Origin of the sequence: Acinetobacter sp. SM34, from assembly GCF_022012365.1 — a bacterium.
GTDB lineage: Bacteria > Pseudomonadota > Gammaproteobacteria > Pseudomonadales > Moraxellaceae > Acinetobacter.
The window spans coordinates 78,141-91,206 of sequence record NZ_JAKLTP010000002.1 but is presented as its reverse complement, the minus strand read 5'-3'; the positions used below and the strand labels follow the sequence as shown (position 1 = coordinate 91,206).

Annotated in this window: 10 protein-coding genes; 4 read left to right on the top strand and 6 right to left on the bottom strand. The window is 42.1% G+C overall.

The features are described from left to right. Positions 1 to 26: 26 nt before the first annotated feature. On the top strand, positions 27 to 938 hold the full coding sequence (locus LZZ98_RS02160) for a bestrophin family protein (protein ID WP_237786452.1): 912 nt from the start codon (positions 27 to 29) through the stop codon (positions 936 to 938). Positions 939 to 1,057: 119 nt separating this feature from the next. Continuing rightward, complete coding sequence (locus LZZ98_RS02155; RefSeq protein ID WP_237786451.1) at positions 1,058 to 1,504, top strand: SRPBCC domain-containing protein; 447 nt, start codon at positions 1,058 to 1,060, stop codon at positions 1,502 to 1,504. A 91-nt stretch (positions 1,505 to 1,595) separates the two neighbouring features. On the opposite strand, the gene LZZ98_RS02150 is transcribed toward LZZ98_RS02155, so the two are convergent. Beyond that, positions 1,596 to 2,132, bottom strand: a complete 537-nt coding sequence (locus tag LZZ98_RS02150; protein WP_237786450.1) for a lecithin retinol acyltransferase family protein — start codon at positions 2,130 to 2,132, stop codon at positions 1,596 to 1,598. A 146-nt stretch (positions 2,133 to 2,278) separates the two neighbouring features. Between LZZ98_RS02150 and LZZ98_RS02145 the strand changes: the two genes are divergently transcribed. Then, positions 2,279 to 3,052 carry a phosphodiester glycosidase family protein gene (locus LZZ98_RS02145; RefSeq protein ID WP_237786449.1) on the top strand — a complete coding sequence of 258 codons (774 nt, stop codon included), beginning with the start codon at positions 2,279 to 2,281 and terminating at the stop codon, positions 3,050 to 3,052. Positions 3,053 to 3,085: 33 nt separating this feature from the next. On the opposite strand, the gene LZZ98_RS02140 is transcribed toward LZZ98_RS02145, so the two are convergent. From LZZ98_RS02140 to putA, 4 genes are all read right to left on the bottom strand, one after another. Further along, positions 3,086 to 4,330, bottom strand: coding sequence for a transporter (locus LZZ98_RS02140; RefSeq protein ID WP_237786448.1), 1,245 nt, complete (start codon positions 4,328 to 4,330; stop codon positions 3,086 to 3,088). 293 nt (positions 4,331 to 4,623) lie between these two features. Then, positions 4,624 to 4,854 (bottom strand): hypothetical protein, encoded by a 231-nt coding sequence (locus LZZ98_RS02135; RefSeq protein ID WP_237786447.1) that lies wholly within the window; start codon positions 4,852 to 4,854, stop codon positions 4,624 to 4,626. A gap of 251 nt (positions 4,855 to 5,105) precedes the next feature. Further along, a complete protein-coding gene (trmA, locus tag LZZ98_RS02130; RefSeq protein WP_237786446.1) occupies positions 5,106 to 6,188 on the bottom strand; it encodes a tRNA (uridine(54)-C5)-methyltransferase TrmA in 1,083 nt (360 codons plus the stop codon). 313 nt (positions 6,189 to 6,501) lie between these two features. Then, positions 6,502 to 10,263: a trifunctional transcriptional regulator/proline dehydrogenase/L-glutamate gamma-semialdehyde dehydrogenase gene (gene putA, locus LZZ98_RS02125; RefSeq protein WP_442862682.1), complete on the bottom strand. Its 3,762-nt coding sequence runs from the start codon at positions 10,261 to 10,263 to the stop codon at positions 6,502 to 6,504. Between the two features lie 127 nt (positions 10,264 to 10,390). Here putA and LZZ98_RS02120 point away from each other — a divergent pair, with 127 nt between their 5' ends. Next, positions 10,391 to 10,876 carry an Lrp/AsnC ligand binding domain-containing protein gene (locus LZZ98_RS02120; RefSeq protein WP_092819505.1) on the top strand — a complete coding sequence of 162 codons (486 nt, stop codon included), beginning with the start codon at positions 10,391 to 10,393 and terminating at the stop codon, positions 10,874 to 10,876. A gap of 348 nt (positions 10,877 to 11,224) precedes the next feature. Here LZZ98_RS02120 and putP read toward each other — a convergent pair whose 3' ends face one another. Next, a complete protein-coding gene (gene putP, locus LZZ98_RS02115; protein WP_237786444.1) occupies positions 11,225 to 12,763 on the bottom strand; it encodes a sodium/proline symporter PutP in 1,539 nt (512 codons plus the stop codon). Between the last annotated feature and the right edge of the window lie 303 nt (positions 12,764 to 13,066).

Below are 13,066 nucleotides of genomic sequence, written 5' to 3'. Positions count from 1 at the left end.
CGACTAGGTTTCATGAGGGGAAATTTGTGATTATTCGAGATAAAAATAATAGCTTTATGCTGTTATTTGCATGGCATGGCACAATTTTACCCAAAGTGATGCCAGCTCTAGCAGTTGTAGTCAGTTTATCGGCACTGTTGGTTTATTTAAGTGCAGCCCATTTCCTGACTATGCCAGAAGTTCCTGCCATTGGCTTTACCATCTTCGGTGTGATTCTTTCGATCTTCTTAAGTTTTAGGAATACGGCTTGTTATGACCGCTGGTGGGAAGGGCGCAAGCTTTGGGGCGCACTGATTGCCAATACGAGGCATATTATTCGTGATAGTCATGTGCTGGAAGATTCTCAACGTCAGATTTTGATGTATCGTGTTATGTTATTTTGCTATCTACTACGCGACCGATTACGTCATCAAGCGCAAGATATTCAACATTTCCGAAATTATGTCAATTTAAACGATATGCAATGGCAGCAATGTACTGAACATATCAATGCGCCGCAGTATTTACTTGAGATCATACAAAAAGATTTGGTACTGTTTTATAAACAAGGTCAAATCAGCGACATTATCTATAGTACCTTGACTCGACATACGGTTGCCATGGGCGATATTCATGCAGGCTGTGATCGTATTATGACTACGCCATTGCCATTTTCTTATTCAGTCTTATTACATCGGGCAGTTTATTCATTCTGTTTAATTTTGCCGTTCAGTATTGAAGCGAGTTTCGGTATTTGGACACCTGTAATTGTGGCATTAATTGCCTATTTATTTTTAGGTTTGGATGCGCTCAGCGCAGAGTTGGAAGAACCATTTGGACTTCAGGAAAATGATTTACCACTCAATTCGATTGTGCGAAATATTGAACGGGAAATGTTAAGTTCATTAGGGGCTGAAATTCCACCAGTACTTTCAAGCTATAAAGGTAATTTAAGTTAAGTTTAGAAAAATAATTTTTGCCTCTACACGGCGCCGTTCAAGTCTTTAACAATTCAGTGATAGCCATTAATTTCAGATGTGTGCTATCACTGAGAAGAAGAATAAAAAGGAAGATTTCAATGAGCGTAGTCATAGAAACCCAAATGTTAATTCGAAAACCGGTTGCAGAGGTGTTTCATGCCTTTATTGAGCCTGAAATCACCAGCAAGTTTTGGTTTACTTCATCTACAGGCCACTTGATTGAAAACAGAACGGTAGACTGGTATTGGGAAAAGTATGAAATAACCACCAGTGTGTATATAGAACAGTTGATTAATAATGAACTGATTCAGATTATCTGGGGAGAACCCAAAAGCACGGTAGACTTTATTTTTGAGAAAATAACTGAACAAGAAACTTATCTGCGCATTCGCAATTATGATATTTCTTTGGACGGTTCCGCCTTAGTTGCTTTCGCGATTGAGCAAACAGCAGGGTTCACCACTGTGCTGGATGGCTGTAAAGCGTATCTGGAATATGGGGCACAGTTAAATCTGGTGAATGATAAGTTCCCGCCTTTTGTTTAAATGAGAGCTAAAAATTTGCAAATATTCGTAATTTTTCAAAGGGGCGAAAATAAAAATTAAATTGTGCAGATTGAGCGTGAAAGCAAATCTATTATTGCTTTCTGGGATTTTGTTGTTTTAACAATAAATAATGTGGAATTCGTTTTTTCGCTTTATCCCGTAACTTTTTCTTGATGTAGAGCACTAAAGCAAAACACGTGGTGGTGAGGGTCAGTAACATGCTGTTCATAAAGCTCATGAGAGAACTGACATAACCAATGGTGGTTAAGCGGTTCATCATGTGAATGACCTGTGGACTACTTTCGATGCCGGTAATTGCCCAGGTACATAAATGTTCGCAATTGTTAATAATCAGATGATACTGGTTTTCTTTCATGCGCGAACGCATACGCCGTACTACCTTGCGACCTCTAAATTTGGGATTGCTATAGTGCTGGACGATGATGGTTTTACCAAAGCTGAACTTTTCCAGTGAGGTGATCTCAATGGGACGTTTCTTGAATAAATGGGCAAAACCTGAATAATGAATAACCCTGCCACGACCTGCATAAATGCCGTGATGAGAATATCCAAAATGTTTAACGATAAGATGCGCCCCTAAAGGAAATCGTATTTTCTGCTGTTGCATGTAGACGTTTAACCAATAAAGTTACAAATATATTTTAGTGACTTAGTTTACTGCTCCTTTATAAAAGAATCGACTATTTCACTAAGTTGACTAGCTTTTATATAGACACTACAGCGCATTAAAAATGTCAGGATTCAGCATACCTCATGAGCCATACCAGCATGAAGAAAATATTGTTAATAAAATGTGCAGTTATTACCTTACTCGGTTTGACCAGTATCACCTATGCAGACCTTTATACCCATCGCTGGCAGAGTGATACCGTAAACGTTGATATTGTAAAAATAGATCAGCCACAAAACCTGCGCCTGTATTTAAATGATAACCAAACCCATCAACCGCTAGGTAAATTCAAGGCCGTGGCAAAACAACTGAAAGCATGTGAAAAGCTGCTCTTTGCCATGAATGCCGGGATGTATCATGCTGACTATTCTGCGGTAGGCTTATATATTGAAGCAGCTCAGCAACAGCAAAAACTGAACACGCTAAAACAAGGTTATGGCAATTTTCATCTGCAACCCAATGGTGTATTGGCCTGGAATTCTAAACAAAGCCTGATTGCCACAACGCAAAATTATCAAAAGCTTAATTTTAATGCCGAATACGCGACGCAATCTGGACCCATGCTGGTGATTGATGGGCAGATTAATCCTAATTTTTTAAAAGATTCAGATTCATTTAAAATCCGAAATGCGGTCGGGATGAAGGATCAAAGCTTATATTTCGTGATCAGTCGAAATGCAGTCAGTTTTTATCAATTAGCGCAATTTTTTAAACAACAGCTTAAAGTGCAAAAAGCCCTGTATCTGGACGGCTCAATCTCAAGTGCCTATATTCCACAATTAAAGCACTTCGACTCACGCTTTAATCTGGGACCGATGGTTGCCTATATCGAGCAAAAGAACTGTGCGACTCAATGAATTAAAGTTGCCACCATTAAAAACCTCCACCAACTAAAACTTGTATCCAATTTTTAAACCATAGCCTATCGCATGGTTATTATTAAATTGCCCCACTTGTGATGCTTCAGACACACCAGGAAGCGGGAGATAATAAGTACCATCCTGCGCAGTTGCATCACCGAGCCAATAGTATTTGACGCCGCCTGAAATAAAATAGTTTGCTTCAGGATTAAACTGTAGCCCCAAGCCGATACTCCAGTAACCTTTGGTGGGATTTAAAATTGATGCGGGATTACCTGTGCCTGAATCCCAACCTAGATCAAATGCGCCGGACCATTTTGTGGTCAGTTGCCTTGCAATGCCTAAGGTTGCACTCCATTGGTTCTTTTGATAATCATCCAGATTAAAGCCTTCAGTATAAGTGCCGTTACTAATGGCAGTGGTGGCAAGTTCTGACAATGCGCCGAACTGGGTAGGACGAATCACAAAATCTTTCCAGTTGACCCATCGAATGGTCGAGTACAGTAAAGTGCCGCTCATGATACCGGTCTGAAAATCCAGATTGACCGATTGTGGGGTAGAAATTTTGGTTTTAGCATTATCTATCAGAAGTAATGGAGTGCCCAAAACGTTTTCTTCCACATTGATTTTGTGATTAATTCTAGAGTGATAGGTCAATGCGGCTTTTAAGGCTAGTTCGGGAACCTGATAGGCAAAACCGGCTTTCCAGCCGAGCGCAGCGTCTTGTTTAAATTTGGCGTTATAACCATTAAATTCAGCATATACCAGTCCACGTAGTGCAACATGACCTTTTACGGTTTGATAGGCAGGACCCACATATAGATTTATATTTTTGAAAGGTTGGTAGCCTAAAATCAGACTTAGATTCTGGCTGTCAATGTTGACTTGGGTGCCTTGCTGGCTCAATGCGGTATCGGAAAAACTGCCATTGTCTTTTAATGGATAGTGTAAATCCGAGCCAAATGGCTGATCATAAAGAATACCAAAAGAAAAATTTGGAATGAATTGCAGTTTCAGTGCGGCACTATGATACTGGAAATTCTGGGCAATATTATCGATTGTATAATCTTCACTATCAGAATTAACCAGGTCTGGGTGCGAACCGAGGATATGACCCGACACTTCAGGATCGGCAGCAGTAATTGTTGCTTCAAAATAATGGCCGGTCTCAAGAAAAGGCAGCACAGACTGTCCTGATTGGTCCATGGCTGCCGCCAGACTATGGCTGGAGATTAGGCTGCATAATATTGCCAGTCTAGGATAATACGATTGCATATATTTTCCTTTTTAGGCTTATTGTTATTTTTTACTTTTGTTGTTTTTTATCTTTTATTCTTACTTACTTACTTACTTACTTACTTACTTACTTACTTACTTACTTATCTATTTGTGTTTATACGTTTAGTAGAGCACTTTTAAAATGTGCGGAATAGCAAATTCTGGATGAATTGCGAAAACTATGTTTCGAAGTATTAAAATCTAGAAATATCTGGAAATAAACTGTTTTTTATGGACAAATAAAAAAGGCATTTAGTTAACTAAATGCCTTTATTTAGAGGGTTTAGACTCTAATATTGAAGTGGTAGATGCTGTAATTCATTTAACTCTTTACGGCTATAACCTCGTGAAGCTAAAACCTTTCTAATTCCAATGATGACTTTTTCATCTGTCGCTTGAGCTAAAGCCTGGATCAATTGTTCATTCGATTTACAAGAGCAATCATTTTCGACACAAGTGATTTGATTCTTGTGTTCGTTTTGCTGTTGATTAGCAGAAAACAGCTTTTGCCAAAAACTCATAGAGCCTTCATACACAACCTAACATAGATCGAAATATATCCAGTTTTTTGAGGAATACAAGTCTACCAAAGCCATAAAAGGAGCAATTGAACCTTCAATTTTCCGATAGTAATTGAACACTTTAACGATATTATGAGATTTACTATTCAGAATTATTTATAAATGATTCATTTTCAATGAAATAAAAATGAAGCTCAGTTGAGCTTCATTGAGGTAAAAACACATCCAGACTTTACAATGAAATAAATTGTTTAAATCTTTTCCAAGAGTACACCCGATTCGACATGATGAGTGTAGGGGAACTGGTCAAACATCGCAAATCTGGTGATTTTATGTGTCGTTGACAAGGTTTTCAGGTTGTCGTGCAAGGTATCAGGATTACAGGAAATATAAATGATACGTTCAAAGCGTTGAATCAGTTTCAAAGTTTCATCATCAATACCTGCACGTGGCGGATCGACAAATACCGTATCAAAGTCATAACTGGTGATGTCGATTTCTGCTTCCTGCAAGCGGCGGAATTCACGTTCACCATTATAGGCCTCGGTAAATTCTTCAGCGGACAGACGAGCAACCTGAATATTGTCAATCTGGTTTTGTTCAATATTCCACTGCGCTGCATAGACCGATGATTTAGCCAGTTCAGTAGCCAGTACGCGATTAAACTTGGTTGAAAGCGGCAGGGTGAAGTTACCATTACCACAGTACAATTCGAGCAAGTCTTTATCGGACTGTTCAGCTGCATTGCATGCCCATTCCAGCATCTTCTGGCAGACTTGTGCATTCGGCTGGGTAAAGCTGCTTTCGATTTGCTTATATTGATAAGTACGATCGAATACTTGCAATTCTTCAACCACAAACTCATCACTTAATACCAGTTTTTGACCGCGGCTACGACCAATCAATTTGATATTCAGTTTTTCAGCCAGTTGTTTGGCCAATGTTTCCCATTCGGCATCCAGCGGGCAACGATAAATCATTGACACCAGCATTTCGCCTTTTAAAGTCGCCAGAAAATGAACTTCAAATAATCGTTTAGACAATACCGGATTGCTTTTGAGTTCTTGCAGTAAAATCGGCATCAATTGATTAATACTTTTATCTGCAATCGGGAATTCGTCAATGCGAATCACCTGTTTCTGGTTGTCTTCACTACGTTCAAACATCGCATAGAACATGTCATCTTCAGTATGCCAAATACGGAATTCTGCGCGCATACGGAAATTTTGTTCAGGAGACTGAAATACTTCTAATGAAGGGGGGGTAAATTCGGCAAATTGAGCAGAAATACGTGCAATCTTGGCATCAAGTTGTAACTGATAAGCTGAAGTCATATGCAGTAAAAATCACAAACACATTGAAAACAGGGATGGTAACAAAGTTTGAATCAGATGACTAAACTTATTGCCCATTCAGCGGCAGAAATATTGTTTGTACTGAAATTTCAGGTCGATCTTCAGATTACTTATTTATAGCCATTTAAAGCTTGCCCCATCAATTCAATAAAGCGTCCCTGAATTTGGGGATTAAATATAAAAAGAAACCAAGTCAACCAGACCAGGGAGAAGTTGACTTGGCAAAGAGGAAACGACAGCTGGATAGTTGTCCAGCGATAAAGCTATTTAAATTTAAGTTGAAGTTGAGCTTTTAATTTAAGGTCATCAGGCTGGCATTACCTCCTGCGGCTGCGGTATTGATACTGATCGCGCGTTCAATTACTAAGCGCTCTAAAGGAATATCGTGATCAAGCGGTTTTAAATGGGTGATGCCGATAATCGCACCTGAAAGGTCAGCAATTTGAGTCTGTAAGCGTTGCAATTGGGCTTTGCTTCCATGATGCAGCACGGCATCAAAATCATCTGTTTCGATGTTCTGGATCACGGCAAAACGCTGCGCAATTTCTTTCGGCATTTTAGAAAGATATTTGAGCACAAAAGTATTTTCAGCCAGCACCACAGGCTGACTGCTGACCGCAAAAATTGCAGCCCATTGCTGAATCTGATCCTGTTCCTGATCCGCTAAAGACAATACGCGTTTTCTTGCCAACACCACATATTGATTACTTTCACCGGTCGGCCCTTGCAATTCATAATGATGGCCAGCACAGAAGACAGGGCACGGTTGCAATTGATATTGCGGGAAGGTTTTTTCTGCCCATTGATAAAACACTTCATATAAAGGCTGATGCGCTGGCTGTGTAGCTTGTGTCTGAGTTGCAAATGGTTGAGCCAGTTTTTTAGCAGAGCAGTGCTGCATTAAACGATACAGGTAAATCGGGCCGCCAGCTTTAGGACCTGTACCGGACAAGCCTTCACCGCCAAAAGGCTGAACACCGACCACCGCACCCACAATATTACGATTTATATATAGGTTGCCGACTTCTGCATGGGCAATCACGGTTTGAATGGTTTCATCAATACGGGTATGCAGTCCCATGGTCAGGCCATAACCTTTGGCATTGATCTGTTCAAGTAAGTTTTCTAATTGACCGTATTTATAGCGGATCACATGTAGAACCGGACCAAATACTTCTCGCTGCAAATCATCAAGATTCGGTAATTCAATCAGAGTCGGTAGAATAAAAGTGCCTTTGGTTAAAGATGGATCCTGTGTTGCATTCAGCATTAATTGATGGACGGAATGACCTTTGCTGCGCATCTGGTCAATATGTTTTTGGATATTGCTTTGTGCTTCCACATCAATCACAGGGCCGATATCAGTCTTTAACAGGAACGGATTGCCTACGCGCAGTTGCTGCATCGCGCCTTTCAGCATCTGAATGACACTATCGGCATTGTCTTCCTGCACACAAAGCACACGCAGTGCTGAACAGCGCTGACCGGCACTATCATAAGCCGAGCTGACCACATCCAGAATTACCTGTTCGGTTAATGCCGATGAGTCGACAATCATGGCATTTTGACCGCCTGTTTCCGCAATTAAAGGAATAGGCTGACCTGAAGTACTGAGTCGTTGAGCCAGGGTCTTTTGCAAAATTTTGGCAACCTCGGTGGAACCGGTAAACATGATGCCTTGAATACGCGTATCTGAACTTAACTGTGCACCGACGGTTTCACCTTGACCCGGAAGAAGTTGCAGTACATCTTGAGGAATGCCGGCTTCCCACAAAATCTGAACCGCTTGTGCGGCAATCAGAGGGGTTTGCTCGGCAGGCTTGGCAATCACGGTATTTCCAGCCACCAGTGCCGCTGAAATTTGCCCGGTGAAAATCGCCAAAGGGAAATTCCACGGACTGATGCATAACACGGTGCCCAGGGGGTGAATTACGGTGTCATCATCCAGATCGATCATTTGCGCGGCGTAATAACGCAGGAAGTCGATTGCTTCGCGTACTTCGGCAATGGCGTTGGCATAGGTTTTACCACTTTCACGACAGAGTAAAATCATCAATTCCTGCAAACGCGATTGCATGATATCTGCTGCACGCTGTAAGCAAGCAGCACGCGTGTCTTTCGGTGTATTGCTCCATTCAGCTTGTGCATTCACGGCATGATCCAGGGCCTGATTGACCTGATCAGCGCTTGCTTCTTGTACATGACCCACGATATCTAGATGATCGGCAGGATTCACAATAAGGAGTGACTGTGGGCTTGTATCAGTTGAGCCATTTTCAAGATCGAGGTTTTTCCCCAAGGCTTTTGCCTGCCATTGATGCTGACTCAGGTTCTGTGCAGTCTGGTTAAGGTCGGTCAGGTCATGATCATTGGCTAAATCCAGACCCGCCGAGTTTGGACGGTTATCGCCGTATAAATCAGGGGCCAGGGGAATAGCAGGGTGCTTCTGACCCACCTGTGATTCTTTGGCTGCATTTTTCAAAATTTCTGCATGCGGATTTTCAATCAGATCTTCAATTTTTAGGCTTTTATCGGCAATGCGATTGACGAAAGAGGTATTGGCGCCATTTTCCAGTAAGCGTCGCACCAGATAAGCCAGTAAGGTTTCATGATTGCCTACAGGGGCATAGATACGGCACGGCACCCCCAGTTTGTTATCCGTTTTATTGCCCACCACCTGTTCATACAGCGGTTCGCCCATGCCATGCAGGCATTGGAATTCATATTGACCGTTGTAATATTGGTCCGGATTGGCCAGATGGTAAATGGTTGCCAAAGTCTGGGCATTATGCGTCGCAAACTGCGGGTAAATCTGCTCTGGCGCAGCCAACAGTTTTTTCGCACAGGCAATATAGGAAAGATCGGTATGCACTTTACGGGTAAATACCGGATAGTCTGTCATGCCCTCAATTTGGGCCATCTTGATTTCACTATCCCAGTAAGCCCCTTTGACCAGACGGATCATCAAGCGTTTGTGACTGCGCTTGGCCAGATCCACCACATAGTCGACCACGTAGAAACAGCGTTTTTGATAGGCCTGAATCACAAAACCGATGCCTTTCCAGTCAGCAAGACTAGGCTCAAAACACAGACGCTCTAATAATTCTAGGGAAATTTCCAGACGCTCAGATTCTTCTGCATCAATATTGAGGCCAATATTGTAGCGCTTCGCCAGTTCCGCCAATTGCAGTACTTTTGGATAGAGTTCTTCATGCACACGGTCTATCTGTGCGCGCTGATAACGTGGATGCAAGGCGGAAAGCTTGATGGAAATGCCTGGGCCATCATAAACATCTTTGTCTTTGGAAGCCTGACCAATGGCATGGATGGCATTGCTATAATCCTGAAAATAACGTTCAGCATCATGTTCGGTCAGCGCGGCTTCACCGAGCATGTCATAGGAATAGCGGAAACCTTTATCTTCTAAAGGTTCTGCATGTTCTAGGGCTTCCTGAATGGTTTCACCGGTAACAAACTGCTCGCCCATCATGCGCATGGCGACATCCACAGCCTTGCGGATAATCCCGCGGCCACTACGTGCCAAAAGACAGGTCAGGATGCCAGATAAACTTTTTTGTTTAGGCGTTTCCATCAGTTTGCCGGTCAGCATGAGACCCCAGGCTGCGGCATTGACAAACATCAGGCTGCTTTGCCCCACATGCTCTTTCCAGTTACCCTGATTGATTTTGTCACGAATCAGCAAGTCACGAGTGGCACTGTCCGGAATTCGCAGCAAGGCTTCCGCCAGACACATCAGGGCAATGCCTTCCTGAGAGGAAAGTGAAAACTCCTGCAATAATCCCTGTACGATCCCGGCTTTACCATTTGAGCTTTTACGTTCGCGCAGAGTATGAGCAAGGTCGAATGCCAGATCATAAATGCGCTGGTTCAGCTGTTCAGAAATCTGGCTATGTTCGAGCAAATGTTCAACACAGTCAGGTTCAGCACGGCGCCAGGCAGTATTTACCTCAACTTCATAATCATTTTTTTCTTTGAATTCGGTAATATATCCAAAGTGAGGTTTTGCCTGGTCAAAGCGGGTTTCAGTGTCCATCATATTCATGCCAACATCCTGTGACTGCCAAATTTTTGTTGAGTAAAATGCTTTATATAATTTATGATTACAGAAAGAATGCCGAATAACTCACTATAATTTTGGTTTATTTTAGAGAATAATGCTGATGCGCAGCCCGATTTTTACCCTGGACCGAACAGATATCAAAATTTTAGATATTCTGCAAAATGATGGCCGGATTTCGAATATCAAACTGGCCGAAGCGGTGAATTTGTCCCCGACGGCGGCCTTGGCCAGGGTGCAGAAACTGGCTAAAGATGGGTTTATTCTGGGCTATGAAGCCAAGCTGAATCCTGACATGCTGAATGCCAGTTTTGTGGTTTTTGTCGAGATTTTACTGGACAAAACCACACCCAATGTTTTGGAAGAATTTTCTGATGCGATCATGCAATATCCTGAAATTGTGGAATGTCACATGATCAGTGGCGGATTCGACTTTGTGGTGAAAATCCGCTGTGCCAATATGGAAGAATTTCGGAAAATTTCAGGGCAGGTGCTGTGGCAGCTTCCCGGAATTAAGGAAACACGAAGCTATCCGGTGATGGAAGTGATTAAGGAAAGTTCCAAAATTTATCTGAAAACCAAAGGATAAAAAATAAGACAAAGGGCATAAGCTACTGCTGTCCCATAATTTAAATTTGATGTTAATACTGAACCAGCATGATGATTTGTTATCTTTAAATATCTGATATTTATATTTTTCACAGCCTTGTCTTTTCTTTAAAGGTTTAAATGGCTTTGTGTAGGCTAAATCCTACTTTTGACAGACCAAAAGTAGGCAAAAGTCTTTATTCCCCATACACGACATCCTGTCATGATGGGGAATGTGTGGCATCCCTGCCACACTCGCGAATCTAATAGATGGACTTTAACTATAGGACAGCAGTGGGGCATAAGCCCCTTATATCGCATTCAAATTTTGATACAACTCATCCGAAATTTATAGTGAATTTTCAGGTTGAGCCGGTATTCCATTTTGCAACTCTGCCATTTCTTTCTTGTACAATTCATCTGCCTGCTTAAAACGCTGAATGACTTCTGGTGAAGGCGCTTTTTCTAATAAGCTCACTACCACAATCCCCACAAAGGACAGAATGAAACCGGGAATAATTTCATACAGTCCCGTACTGGCCATAGTGTTCTTCCATAAAATAACCGTCACAGCACCGACAATAATGCCCGTGATTGCGCCGTTTAAGGTCATGCGTTTCCAGAATAAAGACAGGATAATGAGTGGGCCAAATGCAGCACCAAATCCTGCCCATGCATAAGCCACCAGACCGAGCACTTTACTGTTCGGGTTGCTTGCCAGAATAATGGCAAGTACTGCAATCGCCAGTACCATCAAGCGTCCAACCCAAACCAATTCCTTTTGCGAAGCATTTTTGCGCAAGAACGCTTTATACAAATCTTCCGTCAGGGTGCTTGAGCAGACCAAAAGCTGACAGCTCAGGGTACTCATTACCGCAGCCAAAATTGCCGCCAAAATCACGCCTGCAATCCAGGGATTAAACAAAATTTTGGTCAGTTCCATAAATATAGTTTCAGGATTTTGCGAAACTACAGCAGATAATTCAGGATGTTGCTGAAAGTAGGCGATACCGATATAACCTGCACCCATGGCACCGCCTAAACACAAAATCATCCAGCTCATGCCAATACGACGTGCAGCAGGAATGGTCTTTACAGAATCGGCCGCCATAAAACGCACCAGAATATGTGGCTGACCAAAATAGCCTAAGCCCCATGCAAGGGAAGATAGGATGGCGACTGTACTTAAACCTGAAAGCATATTGCTGGCATGCGGACGAGCCGTTTCAATCATGCTTGCAAACTGCTGGCTATGATCACCCAGTGCCAGATAAGCCATAATGGGTGTAAGCAGCAGCGCAAAAATCATCAGTCCTGCCTGGAAAGTATCTGTCCAGCTAATCGCCAGAAAGCCACCGATACAGACATAACTAATTGTTGCAATGGCACTGATCCAAAGGGCAGTAGTATAAGACATGCCAAAAATACTTTCGAATAATCGAGCACCTGCCACCATACCGGACGCACAATAAATCGAGAAAAACACCAGAATAACCAAAGCCGAAATAATTCGTAGTACACGTTTGCGATCGGCAAAACGACTGGTGAAATAATCCGGCAAGGTTAAAGCATTATTCTGAACTTCGGTATGCACCCTTAAGCGACCTGCAACCAGCAGCCAATTCAGCCATGCGCCAATAATCAGCCCAATGGCAATCCAGGCTTCAGATAAGCCCGAAAGATAAATCGCTCCAGGCAAGCCCATCAGCAGCCAGCCGCTCATATCGGAAGCTCCTGCGGAAAGGGCAGTGACCACACTGCCTAGACTACGCCCACTGAGAATATAATCTGAAAAGTCGCTGGTGGCTTTATAGGCATACAGCCCAATACCGACCATGGCAATGATATATAAAATAAATGTGATTAATGTCGGGTTCAGTTGACTCATTTGCCCATCCTTGTGTGCTTAGAAATACATCTGTCCAAGATGAATTTTTATACAGATTCAGTAAGGCGCTGATTCAAACATAAAATTGAAATTACCTTCTGTAACATTTCTAAGGGATTTAATGACGTGTTGTGTAGCGGAATGTATTTTCAGATATAAATTGAAAAATATAGTAAAATCAATTCATTATAAATATGGTGCTTAATGTCATTCATCGGGTCAGCATAAAGGCTTATTGTGAATTAAAAATCAGTCTTAAAGATTTTTGAGTTTCATTTTTTGATGAGAAAAATTGGAAGCGGA